Raw genomic sequence first — 17,297 nt, 5'->3', positions numbered from 1 at the left:
AGTTCGCCGCGCAGGTCTTGCTGCATCAGGGCGCGGATTTGTTCCGGCGTCAGCGGCTGGCTCAGCAGGTAGTGCAGCTTGGTCAAGGCGGCTTCCACCGTCATGTCGAAACCGCTGATCACCCCGGCGTGCGCCAGCGCGTTACCGGTGGCGTAGCCTTCCATATTGACGCGCCCGGAGATGCATTGCGTCAGGTTGACCACCACGATGCCGCGTTCGGAGGCCGCACGCAACTCGTCGATCAGCTCGGCCTTCTGCGGCGCGTTACCGACGCCGTAGGAGCGCAGGATCAGCGCCTTGACCGGTTGCAACAGGAAGTTGCGCACCACTGCGCCGGAAATGCCCGGATAGATGGTGACCACGCCGATCGGCTGCGGCGTGATGTCGTGCACTCGCAGCGCGCCGTTGCAAGCCGGGCTGTCGATGCCGTGCTGGCGACGAATGTGAATGCCGGCTTCCAGCAGCGGCGGCAGATTCGGGGAGGCGAAGGCGTCAAAGCCGTCGGCGTGCGCTTTGGTGGTGCGGTTGCCGCGGAACAGCTTGTTGTTGAAGAACAGGCTGACTTCGTTCACCGGATGGTTAGCCGCCAGATACAGCGCGTTGAGCAGGTTGGTCTGGCCATCGGAGCGCAGCTCCGCCAGCGGAATCTGCGAACCGGTGACGATCACCGGTTTAGCCAGGTTTTCCAGCATGAAGGAGAGCGCCGATGCGGTGAACGCCATGGTGTCGGTACCGTGCAGGATCACGAAGCCGTCGTAGCGATCGTAGTTCTGTTTGATGTCGTCGGCGATGTGCTGCCAATCTTCCGGCGTCATGTCCGAAGAGTCGATCAATGGCGCATATTCATGAATGGTGAAATCCGGCATTTCCGGGCGATGGAATTCGGGCATCAGCGCCAGCTGGCGCTGCAGGTGGCCGGAAACCGGGATATAGCCGTGATCGGAACGCTGCATGCCGATGGTGCCGCCGGTGTAGGCGACGTAAATGGATTTCTTTTGCATGGTCATGATTTTAACAAAGATAAGATGGGCTGAATTATAGGGGCATGGCGGCAGAAAAAAAGCCCGGCGATGGCCGGGCTGCAGAATTATTTGTTAGCGGACTTCTCCGCAGGTCAGGCAGATCGCATAACGGTTTTGCGGATCGTTCAGGTTATTGAACAAGCCCGGCTGTTCTTTCACCGCGTTGGCGACCGAGGCCAGCGGGGCGGGCAGCATGGCCTGAATCGCCGCCGGCAGCATGGCGTGAATGGAAATGCCGAACTGGCTGAGCACCATATCGCTCAGGCTTGGGGTATCGACGAACCAGTCGAGCTGCCACTGCTGCAGCTTCGCCAGCTCGGCGGCTTTCTTCACCGCGTCGTCGAAATCGCCCAATTGATCGACCAGGCCGTTGGCCTTGGCGTCGCTGCCGAGCCAGACGTGGCCTTGCGCGATTTGGTCAACCTGCTGCGGGGTCATCTTGCGCGATTTGGCGACCAAATCGAGGAAGTTCTTATACCCGTTTTCGATGTTCAGCTGCATCATCTGCGAGAACTCTTGCGGTAATGCCTTGGTGACCGCAATGTCGGCCAGCGGCGAGGTCGCCACGCCGTCGGTGTGCACGCCCAGCGTATCCAGGGTTTTCTCGTAGGTGTTGATGATGCCGAAAATGCCGATGGAGCCGGTCAGGGTGCTCGGGCTGGCGATGATGTAGTCGGCCGGCGTCGAAACCCAGTAGCCGCCCGACGCGGCCATGCCGCCCATCGAAACCACCACCGGCTTGCCGGCGGCGCGCACGGCGGCCAGTTCGGAGCGGATCACTTCGGATGCGCTGACGCTGCCGCCCGGGCTGTTGACGCGGAACACGACGGCCTTGATGGCCGGATCCAGGCGCGCCTGGCGCAGCTCGGCGGCGGTAGTGTCACCTCCGACGTTACCCGGCGTCTGCGGGCCGTCCATGATGGCGCCGTTGGCGAACACCACGGCGATCTTACCGCCCTGGTTGGCGTCCGGCTTCGGCTGGTAGTCGTAGATGCTGGTGGCGTTGAAATCGTTCGCCTGTTTATCCCAGCCGAAGGCCTTGACCAGCTGATTTTCGATCGCGGTGCGCGAGGCCAGCTCGTCCACCAGCTTATTGTCCAGCGCATAGCGGGCGGTGTCGCCACCGGCTGCCTGCAGGCCGCTCAACACGCCGGCAGCGCCCGGGAACAGCTGCTGCGGCGTCAGCTGGCGGTTGGTCGCCACGGTTTCCAGATAGTTCTGCCACAGGCCGCCAATCCAGCGGCTGTCCGCTTCGCGCGCCGCCGGGGACATATCGTCGCGGATCAGTGGCTCGACCGCCGATTTATAGGTGCCGACGCGGAAGATATTGGTGGTGACTTTAAGCATGTCCAGCAACGACTTGTAATACAGGTTGTTGGTGGCAAAACCGTGCAGATCGACCGCGCCCTGCGGCGACAGGTAGATTTTGTTGGCGTAGCTGGCCAGGAAATATTGCGTCTGGTTATAGCTGTCGCCGATGGCGAAGATCGGCTTGCCACTGTCGCGGAACTCGCGCAGCGCCTTGCCGATATAACGCAGTGACGGTTGATCGGCGCCGGCGAAGTCATTCAGCTGCAACACCATGCCGGTAATGTTTTTGTCGTCTTTGGCCTTGCGGATGCTGTCCACCACGTCGAACAGCGAGTTTTCCTGCAGGCGGCTGCTGGAGGCACCCAACAGTTCGCGGCCCCATTGCCGCACCCGGTTGTTTACCGAAGGCTGATCGACCACCACGCCGCTTAAGTCAACCAGCAGCGCGCCGCGCGCCGGGGCCGTCGAGGTGGAGGAACTTTGGAAGGACAGATAGATGCCGACCCCAACCAGGATCAGCAAGACCAGGAACAGGTTAAGGATCAGTTCCCTGATAAAATTCAGCAGACGCCATGTCCACCGGAAAATGCCGGCAATAATTTGCCACAATGTGCGCATGTGCTCTCCAACAAGAGTCGAGAATGTTCCGCTATCCTAATGAGCGGCCGGGTAAATGTCAGCTTTAAATCGTGGCACGCAGACGCTATCGCCGAGGCTGTAACTCGTCGTTTAGCTATGTTAACGTGGCCGGAATGAAAATTGTTATCAGGAGTTTACGATGGATGCTCTGGATCTTTTATTGAATCGCCGCTCGGCTTCGCGCCTGGCGGAACCGGCGCCGGCGGGGGAAGTGCGTCAAAATATCATCAACGCGGGCCTGCGTGCGCCCGATCACGGCGCGCTGCAGCCGTGGCGTTTCGTGATGATCGAAAATCAGGGCCTGGAGCGCTTCAGCCAGCTGCTGCAGGCGGCGGCGAAGCAGGATCAACTGGACGAAGCGGCGATCGAAAAGGCCACCAAGGCGCCGTTCCGCGCACCGCTGATCATCACCGTCATCGCCCACTGTACTGAAGAGACCAAGGTGCCGCGCTGGGAGCAGGTGGTTTCCGCCGGTTGCGCGGTGCAGGCGATGCAGATGGCGGCGCTGGCGCAGGGCTTTAACGGCATCTGGCGCACCGGCGCCTGGACCGAGCATGCGCTGGTGCGCGAAGCCTTCGGCTGCCGCGAGCAGGATGAGATCGTCGGTTTCCTCTATCTGGGCACGCCACAGCTGAAGGCCGCCACCAAGGTGACGCCGCCGGACAGCGCGCCTTTCGTCAGCTATTTCTGAGTTTTCTCCCGCGGGGCGCGGCGAAAATGCGCCAAACCCCGCAAAATTGCATGGTTTCTGAGCAGGCCGTTCGCATATCGGCGGCCCGCTCTTATCAATCCCCTCGGCAAGCGCTACCCTATGATATCTTGAGTGCCGTTACCGAAGGGAGTGGACTATGACATCGCCAGCGATCCGTTTAACCCAGTACAGCCATGGCGCTGGCTGCGGCTGCAAAATCTCACCGAAAGTTCTCGAAACCATCTTGCACAGCGAGCGGGAAAAGTTTGTCGATCCGCGCCTGCTGGTCGGCAATGAAACCCGCGACGACGCGGCGGTGTACGACATCGGCAACGGCGTCGGCATCATCAGCACCACCGATTTCTTCATGCCGATCGTCGACGATCCGTTCGATTTCGGCCGCATTGCGGCCGCAAACGCCATCAGCGACGTGTACGCCATGGGCGGCAAACCGATCATGGCGATCGCCATTCTTGGCTGGCCGATCGCCAAACTGCCACCGGAGGTGGCGCAGCAGGTGATCGACGGCGGGCGTTTCGCCTGCCAGCAGGCGGGCATCGCGCTGGCCGGTGGCCATTCCATCGATGCGCCGGAACCAATTTTCGGCCTGGCGGTGACCGGCGTGGTCAATACCGAGCGGGTGAAGAAAAACAGCGCCGCACAGGCCGGTGCGAAACTCTATCTGACCAAGCCGCTAGGCATCGGCGTGCTGACGACCGCCGAGAAGCAAAGCAAGCTGCGCCCAGAGCATCAGGGCCTGGCGACGGAAGTGATGTGCCGCCTGAACAAGCCGGGCGCCGACTTTGCCGAGGTGGCGGGCGTTACGGCGATGACCGATATCACCGGCTTTGGCCTGCTGGGTCACCTGAGCGAGGTGTGCCAGGGCTCCGGTCTGCAGGCGACGGTCTGGTTCGATCGGGTGCCGAAGCTGCCGGACGTCGAGGCGTATATTGCCGAAGGCTGCGTGCCGGGTGGCACCGGGCGCAACTTCGACAGCTATGGCCATCTGGTGGGCGAGATGAGCGATTTGCAGCGCCAGCTGCTGTGCGATCCGCAAACCTCCGGCGGCTTGCTGTTGGCGGTATTGCCTGAGTCGGAGGCGCAGGTGCTGGCAATTGCCGAGCAGCACGGTATCACGCTTAACGCTATCGGCGAATTGCATGCCGCACAGACCGGGCAGCCGCTGATCGAGGTTGCGTAGTGTCCAACATGCAAGGAAGGCCGGACAGCGACGATTACCCACGCATTTTCCTGCAGGACGTGCCGCTGATTGACGTGCGCGCGCCGATCGAGTTTCAGCAGGGCGCCTTCGCCCAGGCGGTGAATTTACCGCTGATGATCGACAGCGAGCGCCAGGCGGTCGGTACCTGCTATAAGCAGCATGGGCAACAAGCGGCGATCGCGCTTGGCCACAGCCTGGTGAACGGCAAACTGCGCGAACAGCGCACCGCCGCCTGGCTGGCGGCCTGCGCAGAGAGGCCCGCAGGCTATATTTACTGCTTCCGCGGCGGGCTGCGCTCGCAGCTGGTGCAGCAATGGCTGCATGAGGCCGGCGTGGATTATCCGCGTATCACTGGCGGTTATAAGGCACTGCGCAATTATCTGCTCGGTGTACTGACGCAAAGCGCGGCATTGCCGATGGCCCTGGTGGGCGGCAATACCGGCAGCGGCAAGACGCTGCTGGTCAACGAATTGGCCGACGGCGTCGATCTGGAAGGCGCGGCGCGCCATCGCGGTTCATCTTTTGGCCGAACGTTGTCGGGACAGAGCTCGCAGATAGATTTTGAGAATCGTCTGGCTGTGTTATTGCTGAAAAAACAGCATGGTGGCAGCCGCCGTTGGGTGCTGGAGGACGAAGGGCGGATCATCGGCAGCAACAATCTGCCGCTGCCGTTGTTCAACGGCATGCAGCAGGCGCCGGTGGCGGTGATCGACGATCCGTTCGACATTCGCCTGGCGCGCCTGCAGGCGGAATATATCGACGGTATGCGCGAACAGTTCGAACAGGCCTATGGCGTGGAAGAAGGCTGGCGGCAGTACGACGACTATTTGCATCACGGCCTGTTCGCCATCCGCCGCCGTTTGGGCCTGGAGCGCTTCCAGCAGCTGACGCAGCGGTTGGAGGCGGCGCTGCGGGCTCAGCGCCTCAGCGGCCAGGGCGACGCGCACCGCGAATGGTTGGCGCCTCTGTTGCAGCAGTACTACGATCCGATGTATTGCTATCAGTTGGAAAAGAAAGCCCAGCGGATCGTCTTCCGTGGGAACTATGCAGAAGTAAGAGAATTCTTGATGACGTTCAGCCAGAAAAACGGTGATTAATGCGACTGTTCATAGCCGAGAAACCGAGTTTGGCGCGCGCCATTGCCGACGTCTTGCCCAAGCCGCATCGCCGCGGCGACGGCTATATCGCCTGTGGCAACAACGACGTGGTGACCTGGTGCGTCGGCCACCTGTTGGAGCAGGCTCAGCCTGACGCCTATGACAGCCGCTATGCGCGCTGGTCGTTGGCGGATCTGCCGATCATCCCCGAAAAATGGCGCTTGCAGCCGCGGCCTTCGGTCAGCAAACAGCTCAACGCGATTAAAAAGCTGCTGCTCGAAGCCGATGAAGTGGTTCACGCCGGTGACCCGGATCGCGAAGGGCAACTGCTGGTGGATGAGGTGCTGGACTACCTGGATTTGACGGCGGAGAAGCGCCAGAACGTGCGCCGCTGTCTGATCAACGATCTCAACCCGCAGGCGGTGGAGCGTGCGGTCGAGCGCCTGCGCGACAACCGAGACTTTATCCCGCTGTGCGTGTCCGCGCTGGCGCGTTCGCGCGCCGACTGGCTGTACGGCATCAATATGACCCGCGCCTATACGCTGTTGGGCCGCAACGCCGGTTACGACGGCGTGCTGTCGGTGGGCAGGGTGCAGACGCCGGTGCTCGGATTGGTGGTGCGTCGCGACGAAGAGATCGAAAACTTCGTGCCAAAAGACTTCTTTGAGGTTAAGGCGCACATCGTCACGCCGAAAGAAGAACGCTTTGTGGCGCTGTGGCAACCCAGCGACTCCTGTGAACCTTATCAGGATGAAGAAGGGCGTTTGCTGCACCGGCCGTTGGCGGAACACGTGGTCAAGCGCATCGAGGGCCAGCCGGCCCTGGTCACGGCCTATAATGATAAACGGGAATCAGATACCGCACCGCTGCCGTTCTCGCTTTCCACGCTGCAAATCGAGGCGGCCCGGCGCTACAACCTCAGCGCGCAACAGGTGCTGGACGTTTGCCAGCGGCTGTACGAAACCCACAAATTGATCACCTATCCGCGTTCCGACTGCCGCTATCTGCCGGAAGAGCATTTTGCCGGCCGCCACGCGGTGCTGAACGCCATCAGCGTGCACCAACCCGAGCTGTATCCGCAGCCGGTGATCGACAGCGATCGCCGCAACCGCTGCTGGGACGATAAAAAGGTCGATGCGCACCATGCCATCATTCCCACCGCCCGCGCCGGCAAGGTCAATTTGACGCAGGATGAACGGAACGTGTATGGGCTGGTGGCGCGCCAGTACCTGATGCAGTTTTGTCCGGATGCGGTGTTCCGCAAATGCGTGATCGAGATGGATATCGCCGGCGGCAAATTTATCGCCAAGGCGCGTTTCCTGGCGGAAGCCGGCTGGCGCACGCTGCTGGGCAGCAAGGAGCGCGATGAGGAAAACGAAGGTGCACCGCTGCCGGTGGTGGACAAAGGCGATGAGCTGCTGTGCGAACGCGGTGAAGTGGTGGAGCGCCAGACGCAGCCGCCGCGGCCGTTTACCGATGCCAGTCTGTTGTCGGCTATGACCGGCATCGCGCGATTCGTACAAGATAAAGCGTTAAAGAAAATCCTGCGGGCGACCGATGGTTTAGGAACGGAAGCGACGCGAGCGGGGATCATCGAATTGCTGTTCAAGCGGGCGTTTCTGTACAAGAAGGGACGCTATATTCACTCCAGCGAAACCGGGCGCGCGTTGATTCACTCGCTGCCGGATCTTGCTGCGCGCCCTGATATGACGGCCAACTGGGAAGCCACGCTGACGCAAATCAGCGAGAAATCCTGCCGCTATCAGGACTTTATGCAGCCGTTGGTCGGCACGCTGCAAGAGCTGATTTATCAGGCTAAGCAGAGCCGGGCGAGCATGGCGTTTCGTGGATTGCCGCCGCCGCCCTCCAGCGGAGGCAAAAAACGCAGGAAAAGCGCCGGCAAGGCGCAGGAGAAGAGTGAATGAAGCGTGGACTCAGTGGGGGATTGGCTGCCGCTGCCCTGATGTTTTCCGGCCTGGCAGTCGCCAATCGCGGCGATGTGGACGTGGTGTTACCGGTTTCGCCGGAGATTTGGGGCACGGCCAAAAGCGGCGTCAACCCACCGCCGGCACAGCCCTGCAACCGCTGTTGCGTCTACCAGAATCAAAACTATTCCGAGGGCGCGGTGCTTAAAGTGGAAGGGGAAGTGCTGCAGTGCGTGCGTGAGCCTAACACCATCGGCACCAACCCCTTGATTTGGGTGCGATTGAAGAAGTGACGATGTAACCTGTCGCCGCGCTCAGCGTGCACCGCTTTGCGCGGCGATATAGTCCGCCAGCAGTGGAACGTCGGCGGGCGCCAGGGCGTATTCCTGCGCCTGCTGCGGCGTAACCCAGACCAACGCCGAGTGGCAGCGCTGTTGCAGTTCACCGGAGAACGCCGTGACTTGCCAGGCGTGCAGGCGGATGATGCGTTCGCCTTGCTGCCACTGATTGCTGCCCACATAGTCGCCGATACGGGCGCAAATTCCCAATTCTTCATCCAGCTCGCGCGCCAGCGCTTCTGGCTGGCTTTCGCCCGTTTCAACCTTGCCGCCGGGAAACTCCCACAGACCGGCCTGATCGCTGCCTGTGCCGCGCTGGGCCAGTAAAATGTGGCCGTTCTGTTCCAGAATAGCGGCTACCACGTCGATAATTTTCATTGGCTTCACAGAGTAAAACCCCGGCGAGCGCCGGGGTGATGGGGTTACAGCGTAAACTCCGCCCAGACCGGCGCATGGTCGGAAGGTTTTTCCATACCGCGGGTTTGATAATCGATGCCGGTGGCGATGCAGCGCGAAGCCAGCGGGGTACTGGCCAGCAGCAGATCGATACGCAGGCCGCGGTTGTCGTCGAACCCTTTGGAACGGTAGTCGAACCACGAGAATTCGTCGTTGCGCCCCGGGTTGGCGTGGCGATAGGTGTCTACCAGGCCCCAGTTCAGCAGGCGGTCCATCCATTCGCGCTCTTCCGGCAGGAAGGAACACTTGCCGGTGCGCAGCCAGCGTTTACGGCTGTCTTCGCCGATGCCAATGTCATAATCGCTCGGGCTGATGTTCATGTCACCCATGATCAACACCGGGGATTCCACCGACAGCTGCTGCTCCAGGTAGTTTTGCAAATCCTGATAAAAGCGTGTTTTAGCCGGGAATTTGATCGGGTGGTCACGGCTTTCACCTTGCGGGAAGTAGCCGTTGATCACCGTCAGCGTGCCCTGCGGCGTCGCCAGATCGGCCATGATGATGCGACGCTGCGCATCTTCTTCATCGGTCGGGAAACCGCGGCGCACGGCCAGAGGCTCCGCTTTGGTCAGCAGCGCTACGCCGTAATGGCCTTTTTGCCCGTGATAGAACACGTGATAGCCGTGCTGGCTGACTTCTTCCAGCGGGAACATGTCGTCGTGAACTTTCGTTTCTTGCAGGCCGATCACGTCGGGCTGGTGCTGTTCGATAATTGCCGCCAGCTGATGCGGACGCGCGCGCAGTCCATTGATATTAAAAGAGACAAACTTCATGAGCGGTGCCGTTTTCACGAGAAAAATGTGCTGTGATAGTAGCAGAGTTTGGCGGGAAATGTAACGCAGACAGCGGTAGGGCCGCTGGCTGCGCAGCGGGTTTATTTCGCCCAGCGGTCGTAATTTTTGGGTTGATAATCGTCAAACTGTTGCAGCAGCGTTTGCGCCGATTCACTGATGTGCAGGGTGCCGAGATAGTCGTGGCGCATAAAGCCCTGATCGGCGACGTGTTCGAGGAATTGGCTCAGCGGGCGGTAGAAGCCGTTAACGTTCAGCAGGCCGACCGGCTTGTTGTGATAGCCGATTTGTCCCCAGGTCCAGATTTCAAACAACTCTTCCAACGTGCCGATGCCGCCGGGCAGGGCGATAAAACCGTCCGCCAGCGCGGCCATACGGGCTTTGCGCGTATGCATATCAGGCACCACTTCCAGTTCGGTCAGGCCGCGATGCGCGGTTTCCGCTTCAACCAGGCGCTCGGGGATAATGCCGACAGCTTCACCGCCCGCCGCCAACACGGCATCTGCCACGATCCCCATCAATCCTTTCTTGCCGCCGCCGTAGATTAAACGGCGCCCCTGTGCGGCCAGCAGCTGCCCCAGTTGACGAGCCTGCTCGGCATAAGCGGGATTGACGCCTTCACTGGCGCCACAAAAAACGCAAATATTGTTTCGCATCCACCTGTTCCTTACTGCACTAAAGAAGCCAGTGGTATAGCGAATTGTCGGCCGGAGTTCAAGTTACGGCTGGGAGTGAGGAAATAAAACATCGAGGTGAACGCGGGGAATAAGGGGGGGTAATTGAGTTTTATTGATACGAGAGCATTGGGGGCGATGTGCTTTAAGTCGATTTGGGAATGTTCTGCAAGAGATGGTGGTGGGGGAAGGATGATTCGTCGCTGTGCGACTCACCCTGCGGGCCGTGCTAAAGCGCGTTGTCTCACTGCGTGAGACTCGAACCTTGGTCGAAGCTTCTCATCCTTCCCCGGTGCGGAGCATTATGGATGCGGTGTGCTTTAAGTCGGTTTAGGGAGTTTTTGCAAGAGATGGTGGTGGGGGAAGGATGATTTGTCGCTGCGCGCCTCACCCTGCGGGCCGCGCTGAAGCGCGTTGTCTCACTGCGTGAGACTCGAACCTTGGTCGAAGCTTCTCATCCTTCCCCAGTGCGGAGCAATATGGATGCGGTGTGCTTTAAGTCGGTTTAGGGAGTTTTTGCAAGAGATGGTGGTGGGGGAAGGATTCGAACCTTCGAAGTCTGTGACGGCAGATTTACAGTCTGCTCCCTTTGGCCGCTCGGGAACCCCACCATGATATTCATGGATTTACTAATTGTTGCTCCGGTTTTATCCGGAAGAAACCTGGCCGGCTTCTTTACTGCTTCTTCGCTCCTAGCGGAGAAAAGATGGTGGTGGGGGAAGGATTATTCGTCACTTCGTTCCTCACCCTTTCGGGCCGCGCTAAAGCACGTTATCCTTCCCTTTCTGATTCGCTTTAACCCAATGCGTATCAGCAACGAAAAGATGGTGGTGGGGGAAGGATTCGAACCTTCGAAGTCAGTGACGGCAGATTTACAGTCTGCTCCCTTTGGCCGCTCGGGAACCCCACCATATTACATGGCTATTTAACTGGCCTTGCTTGCGAGAGCGCTGTCTCGGTAAGCGGGGCGCATCATATCAAATGAAGCGGATGTGTAAAGCATTGAAATGCAGAAAATGAATCGTTTGCCGTTTTTTTATTCTTGACGGTGCATCCCTGAACGAAATGCACCGATTTATTGAACGATTACAGAATAACGGTGCGGTTGCCGTAGACGAAGACGCGCTGTGCCAGCACCTGATACAGCGCGCGGCTGAGCACATTTTTCTCTACGTCGCGCCCGGCGCGCATCATATCCTCGGCGGAATAGGTGTGATCGACGTGGATCACGTCCTGCATGATGATCGGGCCTTCGTCGAGATTGTCGTTAACGTAGTGGGCGGTGGCGCCGATGATTTTTACCCCGCGCTCATAGGCCTGGTGGTAAGGGCGCGCGCCGATAAACGCCGGCAGGAACGAATGGTGAATGTTGATCACCTGATTCGGATAATGCTGCACGAAGGCCGGGGTCAGCACGCGCATATATTTGGCCAGCACCACGTAATCCGGCTGATATTGATCGATCTGGGCCGTCATTTCGCGGTCGTGTTGCTCACGCGTCAAGCCTTCGTGGCTCACCAGATGGAAAGGAATATCGAAACGTTCCACCAACGTTTGCAGCGTGTCGTGGTTGCCGATCACGGCGGCGATTTCAACGTCGAGGCCGCCATAGGCGCTTTTCATCAACAGATCGCCCAGGCAGTGGGCCTCTTTGGTGACCAGCACCACGATGCGGCGGCGCCCGGTGCTGTGCAGCTCGCGCAGCGAACCTTCCGGCAGCGCGCTGTCCAGATCGGCCAGCAGCGTGTTGTCGTTGAAAATGCCTTCCAGCTCGGTACGCATGAAGAAACGCCCGGTGCGGTGATCGACGAACTCATTATTCTGAACGATATTGAGTTCGTGCTTGTAACAGATGTTGGTGATCTTGGCGATCAGCCCTTTGGCGTCCGGGCAGATGGTGCGTAACACTTTCCGTTGTACATTTTGGTGTGGCATGGGTTTGAGGATCCTGTCTGATACTGAACGGCCTGTCTGCGCAGGCGTAAACGTGAAGCGCCGGCCGGCTAGCGCCCGCAGCACTTCTTGTATTTTTTCCCTGAGCCACAGGGACAAATTGCATTTCTGCCGGGCTGGGGTTTGGTGCCGTCGATATAATACCAACGTTGATCGCGACGAAGGAAGCGCGAGCGCTCATGCATCGCCTGCGGTTCGCCGCTTTCGCCATCGGTAAAACGGGCGATGAATTCGACGAAGCCTTCGTCCGGCTCATGGCCGGCTTTCTCTTCCACGATCGTCAGGCCCAGCCATTCGGTATTTTTAAAGCTGTCGACGATCGCATTGCGCCAGGCTTCGGCGCCGCAGTCGGGGTGCCAGGTAGCGATCAGATAATCGACGTTATGATTCACGTAGGCGGTGAAGCGTGAACGCATCAGCTGGCCGGGCGTCGGCGCCGGTTGATTGCCGCTGATAAAAGGGGCACAGCATGCGTTATACGCTAGTCCGCTGCCGCATGGGCATGATTCGGGCAAAATAACTCCTGAGAAGACGAGGCAGAAAATGAATTTAGCGCATATGTTACCTAACAATATTCGTCAGTGACAATCTACCCTGAAAGCAGATACCCCCTGTTACCGAGAGGATGGCGCTATGCGGCAAATCAAGATCGGACTGGCGCTGGGAGCTGGCTCGGCTAAAGGCTGGGCGCACATCGGCGTGATCAATGCGTTAAAGAAACTGGGAATTGAGGTCGATATCGTTGCCGGCTGCTCTGTCGGTGCGTTAGTGGGCGCGGCGTTCGCCAGCCATCGCCTGCCGGCGATGGAGCAGTGGGTGCGGTCGTTCAGCTATTGGGACGTGATTCGTCTGATGGACTTTTCCTGGCAGCGTGGTGGCTTGTTGCGCGGCGATCGGGTGTTTAACGCCGTCGGACAGCTATTGAAGATCAACGATATTGCCGAATGCGCGCTGAAGTTCGGCGCCGTGACGACCAATCTCAGCACCGGCCGCGAACTGTGGCTGACCGAAGGCGATATTCATCAGGCGGTGCGCGCTTCCTGCAGCATGCCTGGCCTGCTGGCGCCGGTGTGGGCCGACGGCTATTGGCTGGTGGACGGCGCGGTGGTCAATCCGGTGCCGGTGTCGCTCTGCCGGGCGCTGGGTGCCGATATCGTCATCGCGGTCGATCTGCAGCATGACGCGCACCTGATGCAGCAGGATTTGTTCTCGGTACGCATTGAGGACGAAAGTTCGGACGATGCGCCTGCCGATACCTGGCGCGGGCGTCTGAGAGAGCGCGTCGGCAGAATGCGACAGCGTAAACCGACGACGGCGCCGACGGCGATGGAGATTATGGGCACCTCGATTCAGATGCTGGAAAATCGCCTGAAGCGTAACCGGATGGCGAGCGATCCGCCGGACGTGCTGATCCAACCTTTTTGCCCGCAAATCTCGACGCTGGATTTCCACCGCGCCGATGAAGCGATCGAGGCAGGGTTACTGGCGGTGGAAAAACAACTGGATCGGTTGTTGCCGTTGATAAAAAATAGATAATTCTCGGTTCTTGGTTGGCAATGCGCGGTCGGTCTGATTCAGACGAGCATAAGTGACCTTTTTGAGCCACTATTACACTATGGAAAGGGACGAGGCTCGGCTGATGGCATTACCACTCACTCACAAACGCATCTTGATCGTTGAGGACGAACAGGTTTTTCGTTCCGTGCTGGTCGGTTATTTGACCTCGCTGGGCGCTGAAACCGGCGAGGCGACCAACGGTTTGCAGGCGCTGAGTGCCGTCGATGACTTCAAGCCCGATCTGATTCTGTGCGATCTCGCGATGCCGGAAATGGGCGGTATCGAATTCGTTGAGCACCTGCGTTTGCAGGGGGGGCAGATCCCGGTGCTGGTGATCTCGGCCACCGACAAGATGGCCGACATTGCCAAGGTGTTACGCTTGGGCGTACAGGATGTCCTGCTGAAGCCCCTGACCGATCTCAATCGCCTGCGTGAAGCGGTGCTGGCGTGTTTATACCCCAATATGTTCACCTCTCAGGCGATTGAAGAGGTTGAGCTGTTTCAGGATTGGGATGCGCTGAGCAAAAACCCTTCCGAAGCCGTCAAACTGCTTAAACAACTGCAACCGCCGGTACAGCAGACCATTGCACATTGCCGGATCAACTATCGGCAGTTAACCACGGGCGAAAATCCCGGCCTGGTGCTGGATATTGCCGCGTTGTCAGAAAAAGACCTGGCATTCTATTGCCTGGACGTCACGCGCGCCGGCGATAATGGCGTATTGGCGGCATTGCTGTTGCGCGCATTATTTAATGGGTTGCTGCAAGACCATCTGGCTAATCAACAACATCGTCTGCCGCAAATGTCAGCATTGTTAAAGCAGGTTAATCAATTATTGCGGCAGGGGAAATTAGATGGCCAATTCCCACTGTTGCTGGGATATTACCACGCCGAAAATAAGAACCTGATTCTGGTGTCCGCCGGGCTGCATGCCAACGTCAATACCGGGGATAATCAAATTCAGCTGAGCAACGGCGTACCGCTGGGGACGCTAGGGGCTACCTATATGAACCAGATCAGTCAACGTTGCACCGCCTGGCAATGTCAGGTGTGGGGCAGCGGGGGCCGATTGCGGCTGATGCTGAGCGCTGAATAACGGGCGCCGAGCGGCGAGATCTTAAGCTATTCACTTATCGGTAATTAAACCGTTTATTTATTCTCCCGATTATCAGAACGGGTAATAGTCCTAAATGTTTTCGATTTGTGTTCTGGCTAATGCTCGGCGCGCATAAGCTGGTATACTCCGGAGGTTTTTTTATATCGAGCCCAAGCTCATAAAATGAGCGCTTTAGCTTTAAGAGAGGAAATAATGCCTGCTGTAAATCGCAAAGTCAGAAAAGCCGTGATCCCGGTTGCAGGCTTGGGTACGCGGATGTTACCGGCCACCAAAGCCATTCCAAAAGAAATGCTGCCGCTGGTTGATAAACCGCTGATCCAATACGTCGTCAATGAGTGTATTGCGGCAGGGATTAACGAGATTGTGTTGGTCACCCACTCCTCCAAAAACTCGATCGAAAACCATTTTGATACCAGTTTCGAACTGGAAGCGATGCTGGAAAAACGCGTCAAGCGCCAATTGCTGGATGAAGTGCAATCGATCTGCCCGAAAGGCGTTACCGTAATGCAAGTCCGTCAGGGGAATGCCAAAGGTTTGGGGCACGCTATCATGTGCGCCTATCCGATGGTGGGCGATGAGCCGGTCGCCGTGGTGTTGCCGGACGTGATCCTCGACGAATACAGCGCCGATCCGAAAAAAGATAACCTGCGCGAAATGTTGCAGCGCTTCGAAACCACCGGCGTCAGCCAGATCATGGTTGAGCCCGTGCCGCATAAAGATGTCGGAAACTACGGCGTAGCCGATTGTAAAGGTGTCAAGCTGCAACCGGGCGAAAGCGCGCCGATGGTCAGCGTGGTCGAGAAGCCGTCGCCGGATAAAGCGCCTTCCAATCTGGCGATTGTCGGTCGTTACGTGCTGTCCGCCGATATTTGGCCGCTGTTGGCGAAAACGCCTCCAGGCGCCGGCGACGAAATTCAGCTGACTGACAGCATCGAAATGTTGATGCAGCAGGAAACGGTGGAAGCGTATCACCTGAAAGGCGTGAGCCATGATTGTGGCAACAAACTGGGTTACATGCAGGCATTTGTGGAATACGGTATGCGCCATGCCAGCCTCGGTAAAGAATTTTCTCAGTGGCTGCAACAGGTTGTTGCCGCTGACAAGAAATAATTGAGTGATCTTTCGTCTTAATTTGAAAAACTAGGATTTTCACATGAAAGTAACAGTTTTTGGTATTGGTTATGTGGGTCTGGTGCAGGCCGCCGTGCTGGCTGAAGTTGGCCATGACGTTATGTGCATTGACGTCGATGAGCGAAAAGTCGAAAACCTGAAAAAAGGAAATATCCCGATTTTTGAACCGGGCCTGACGCCGCTGGTGCAGCAAAACTATGAGGCCGGCCGTCTGCATTTCACTACCGATGCCAAAGCGGGCGTGGCGCACGGGAATATCCAGTTCATCGCCGTCGGTACGCCGCCGGATGAAGACGGTTCCGCTGACCTGAAATATGTCACTGCGGTTGCTCGCACCATCGCTGAGCACATGACCGATCGCAAAGTGGTGATCGACAAATCCACCGTTCCGGTCGGCACGGCGGACAAGGTGCGTCAGGTGATGGCGGATACGCTGGCGAAGCGCGGCAGCAACGTGCCGTTCGACGTGGTGTCTAACCCGGAATTCCTGAAGGAAGGCGCGGCGGTGGCAGACTGCATGCGCCCTGAGCGCATCGTTATCGGTACCGATAATAAAGATGTGATCGAACCTATTCGCGAGCTGTACGAGCCGTTTAACCGCAATCACGATCGTATGATCATGATGGATATCCGCAGCGCAGAGCTGACCAAATATGCCGCCAACTGTATGCTGGCGACCAAGATCAGCTTTATGAACGAAATGTCCAACCTGGCGGAAATGCTGGGTGCGGACATTGAGAAAGTGCGTCAGGGCATCGGTTCTGACTCACGCATCGGTTATCACTTCATCTACCCTGGCTGCGGCTACGGTGGTTCTTGCTTCCCGAAAGATGTCCAGGCGTTGATCCGCACGGCGGAGCAGATCGGTTACCAACCGAAGCTGCTGCAGGCGGTAGAGCAGGTCAACTACCAACAGAAAGACAAGCTGAACAGCTTTATCAAAGACTATTTCGGCAGCGATCTGAAGGGTAAAACCTTCGCGCTGTGGGGCCTGGCGTTCAAGCCGAATACCGATGACATGCGTGAGGCGTCCAGCCGCGTGCTGATGGAGAAGTTGTGGGCTGCCGGCGCCACCGTTCAAGCCTACGATCCGGAAGCGATGAACGAAGTTCAACGCATCTATGGTCAGCGCGACGATTTGAAGCTGATGGGAACCAAAGAAGCTGCGTTGCACGGCGCCGATGCTTTGGTGATCTGCACTGAATGGCAGAACTTCCGCGCACCGGACTTCGATGTGATCAAGAGTGCACTGAAGCAGCCGGTGATCTTTGATGGGCGTAACCTGTACGATCCTGAGCGTTTGGAAAATCGCGGCTTTACCTACTACGCGATTGGCCGCGGAGCCTCGATTAAACCAGTTATTTAAGGAGTGG

At 58.2% G+C, this 17,297-nt stretch carries 16 protein-coding genes, 2 tRNA genes and 2 other RNA genes; 9 read left to right on the top strand and 11 right to left on the bottom strand.

Annotation, left to right across the window (positions count from 1 at the left end; translation table 11 throughout):
- Both ansA and sppA read right to left on the bottom strand, forming a co-directional pair.
- Positions 1 to 1,001 (bottom strand): asparaginase (gene ansA / locus AWX27_RS16680; RefSeq protein WP_060424106.1); only part of this gene is annotated, 1,001 nt, incomplete at its 3' end.
- A 93-nt stretch (positions 1,002 to 1,094) separates the two neighbouring features.
- Positions 1,095 to 2,951 (bottom strand): signal peptide peptidase SppA, encoded by a 1,857-nt coding sequence (gene sppA / locus AWX27_RS16675; protein WP_060423838.1) that lies wholly within the window; start codon positions 2,949 to 2,951, stop codon positions 1,095 to 1,097.
- A 160-nt stretch (positions 2,952 to 3,111) separates the two neighbouring features.
- Between sppA and AWX27_RS16670 the strand changes: the two genes are divergently transcribed.
- The 5 genes from AWX27_RS16670 (at position 3,112) to AWX27_RS16650 (ending at position 8,200) form a co-directional block, all read left to right on the top strand.
- Positions 3,112 to 3,663 (top strand): NAD(P)H nitroreductase, encoded by a 552-nt coding sequence (locus AWX27_RS16670; RefSeq protein ID WP_060423835.1) that lies wholly within the window; start codon positions 3,112 to 3,114, stop codon positions 3,661 to 3,663.
- 157 nt (positions 3,664 to 3,820) lie between these two features.
- Positions 3,821 to 4,864 carry a selenide, water dikinase SelD gene (gene selD, locus AWX27_RS16665; protein ID WP_060423833.1) on the top strand — a complete coding sequence of 348 codons (1,044 nt, stop codon included), beginning with the start codon at positions 3,821 to 3,823 and terminating at the stop codon, positions 4,862 to 4,864.
- A gap of 8 nt (positions 4,865 to 4,872) precedes the next feature.
- Positions 4,873 to 5,982, top strand: a complete 1,110-nt coding sequence (mnmH, locus tag AWX27_RS16660; protein ID WP_060424104.1) for a tRNA 2-selenouridine(34) synthase MnmH — start codon at positions 4,873 to 4,875, stop codon at positions 5,980 to 5,982.
- Positions 5,982 to 7,907: a DNA topoisomerase III gene (locus AWX27_RS16655; RefSeq protein WP_060423830.1), complete on the top strand. Its 1,926-nt coding sequence runs from the start codon at positions 5,982 to 5,984 to the stop codon at positions 7,905 to 7,907. Before mnmH ends, AWX27_RS16655 begins: the two co-directional genes overlap by 1 nt.
- Positions 7,904 to 8,200: a YnjH family protein gene (locus AWX27_RS16650; protein WP_049271911.1), complete on the top strand. Its 297-nt coding sequence runs from the start codon at positions 7,904 to 7,906 to the stop codon at positions 8,198 to 8,200. The genes AWX27_RS16655 and AWX27_RS16650 overlap by 4 nt, the downstream gene beginning before the upstream one ends.
- Positions 8,201 to 8,221: 21 nt before the next feature.
- Here AWX27_RS16650 and AWX27_RS16645 read toward each other — a convergent pair whose 3' ends face one another.
- The 9 genes from AWX27_RS16645 to AWX27_RS16605 form a co-directional block, all read right to left on the bottom strand.
- Positions 8,222 to 8,623, bottom strand: coding sequence for a pyrimidine (deoxy)nucleoside triphosphate diphosphatase (locus tag AWX27_RS16645; RefSeq protein ID WP_060423827.1), 402 nt, complete (start codon positions 8,621 to 8,623; stop codon positions 8,222 to 8,224).
- Between the two features lie 44 nt (positions 8,624 to 8,667).
- Entirely contained in the window at positions 8,668 to 9,474 is an 807-nt protein-coding gene (xthA, locus tag AWX27_RS16640; protein ID WP_060423825.1) for an exodeoxyribonuclease III, read from the bottom strand.
- 101 nt (positions 9,475 to 9,575) lie between these two features.
- Entirely contained in the window at positions 9,576 to 10,148 is a 573-nt protein-coding gene (locus AWX27_RS16635) for an LOG family protein (RefSeq protein WP_033647601.1), read from the bottom strand.
- Positions 10,149 to 10,342: 194 nt separating this feature from the next.
- A non-coding RNA gene (locus AWX27_RS16630) (RtT sRNA) lies at positions 10,343 to 10,470 on the bottom strand.
- A gap of 47 nt (positions 10,471 to 10,517) precedes the next feature.
- A non-coding RNA gene (locus AWX27_RS16625) (RtT sRNA) lies at positions 10,518 to 10,645 on the bottom strand.
- 47 nt (positions 10,646 to 10,692) lie between these two features.
- Positions 10,693 to 10,777: transfer RNA gene (locus AWX27_RS16620), tRNA-Tyr, on the bottom strand.
- 214 nt (positions 10,778 to 10,991) lie between these two features.
- Positions 10,992 to 11,076, bottom strand: a tRNA-Tyr gene (locus tag AWX27_RS16615).
- 176 nt (positions 11,077 to 11,252) lie between these two features.
- Positions 11,253 to 12,101 (bottom strand): formyltetrahydrofolate deformylase, encoded by an 849-nt coding sequence (gene purU, locus AWX27_RS16610; RefSeq protein ID WP_060423821.1) that lies wholly within the window; start codon positions 12,099 to 12,101, stop codon positions 11,253 to 11,255.
- A 68-nt stretch (positions 12,102 to 12,169) separates the two neighbouring features.
- The gene (locus tag AWX27_RS16605; protein WP_038877235.1) at positions 12,170 to 12,634 is read right to left on the bottom strand and encodes a YchJ family protein; all 465 of its coding nucleotides are present in this window, start codon (positions 12,632 to 12,634) and stop codon (positions 12,170 to 12,172) included.
- A 118-nt stretch (positions 12,635 to 12,752) separates the two neighbouring features.
- Between AWX27_RS16605 and rssA the strand changes: the two genes are divergently transcribed.
- The 4 genes from rssA to AWX27_RS16585 all read left to right on the top strand — a co-directional run bounded on the left by rssA (position 12,753) and on the right by AWX27_RS16585 (position 17,290).
- Positions 12,753 to 13,655: a patatin-like phospholipase RssA gene (gene rssA, locus AWX27_RS16600; protein WP_047730554.1), complete on the top strand. Its 903-nt coding sequence runs from the start codon at positions 12,753 to 12,755 to the stop codon at positions 13,653 to 13,655.
- 103 nt (positions 13,656 to 13,758) lie between these two features.
- A complete protein-coding gene (gene rssB, locus AWX27_RS16595; protein WP_038877239.1) occupies positions 13,759 to 14,772 on the top strand; it encodes a two-component system response regulator RssB in 1,014 nt (337 codons plus the stop codon).
- A 213-nt stretch (positions 14,773 to 14,985) separates the two neighbouring features.
- Complete coding sequence (gene galU, locus AWX27_RS16590; RefSeq protein ID WP_060423820.1) at positions 14,986 to 15,903, top strand: UTP--glucose-1-phosphate uridylyltransferase GalU; 918 nt, start codon at positions 14,986 to 14,988, stop codon at positions 15,901 to 15,903.
- 43 nt (positions 15,904 to 15,946) lie between these two features.
- On the top strand, positions 15,947 to 17,290 hold the full coding sequence (locus tag AWX27_RS16585; RefSeq protein ID WP_060423817.1) for a UDP-glucose dehydrogenase family protein: 1,344 nt from the start codon (positions 15,947 to 15,949) through the stop codon (positions 17,288 to 17,290).
- The last annotated feature ends 7 nt before the right edge of the window (positions 17,291 to 17,297 follow it).

Origin of the sequence: Serratia sp. 2880STDY5682894, from assembly GCF_001537385.1 — a bacterium.
Classification (GTDB): Bacteria; Pseudomonadota; Gammaproteobacteria; order Enterobacterales; family Enterobacteriaceae; genus Serratia; species Serratia nevei.
This window is presented reverse-complemented; position numbering and strand designations above follow the sequence as displayed.

Bases quoted from the DNA above. Each gene is read 5' to 3' on its own strand.
- sppA (WP_060423838.1), bottom strand. From the start codon at position 2,951: ATGCGCACATTGTGGCAAATTATTGCCGGCATTTTCCGGTGGACATGG.
- AWX27_RS16670 (WP_060423835.1), top strand. From the start codon at position 3,112: ATGGATGCTCTGGATCTTTTATTGAATCGCCGCTCGGCTTCGCGCCTG.
- selD (WP_060423833.1), top strand. From the start codon at position 3,821: ATGACATCGCCAGCGATCCGTTTAACCCAGTACAGCCATGGCGCTGGC.
- mnmH (WP_060424104.1), top strand. From the start codon at position 4,873: ATGCAAGGAAGGCCGGACAGCGACGATTACCCACGCATTTTCCTGCAG.
- AWX27_RS16655 (WP_060423830.1), top strand. From the start codon at position 5,982: ATGCGACTGTTCATAGCCGAGAAACCGAGTTTGGCGCGCGCCATTGCC.
- AWX27_RS16650 (WP_049271911.1), top strand. From the start codon at position 7,904: ATGAAGCGTGGACTCAGTGGGGGATTGGCTGCCGCTGCCCTGATGTTT.
- AWX27_RS16645 (WP_060423827.1), bottom strand. From the start codon at position 8,623: ATGAAAATTATCGACGTGGTAGCCGCTATTCTGGAACAGAACGGCCAC.
- xthA (WP_060423825.1), bottom strand. From the start codon at position 9,474: ATGAAGTTTGTCTCTTTTAATATCAATGGACTGCGCGCGCGTCCGCAT.
- AWX27_RS16635 (WP_033647601.1), bottom strand. From the start codon at position 10,148: ATGCGAAACAATATTTGCGTTTTTTGTGGCGCCAGTGAAGGCGTCAAT.
- purU (WP_060423821.1), bottom strand. From the start codon at position 12,101: ATGCCACACCAAAATGTACAACGGAAAGTGTTACGCACCATCTGCCCG.
- rssA (WP_047730554.1), top strand. From the start codon at position 12,753: ATGCGGCAAATCAAGATCGGACTGGCGCTGGGAGCTGGCTCGGCTAAA.
- rssB (WP_038877239.1), top strand. From the start codon at position 13,759: ATGGCATTACCACTCACTCACAAACGCATCTTGATCGTTGAGGACGAA.
- galU (WP_060423820.1), top strand. From the start codon at position 14,986: ATGCCTGCTGTAAATCGCAAAGTCAGAAAAGCCGTGATCCCGGTTGCA.
- AWX27_RS16585 (WP_060423817.1), top strand. From the start codon at position 15,947: ATGAAAGTAACAGTTTTTGGTATTGGTTATGTGGGTCTGGTGCAGGCC.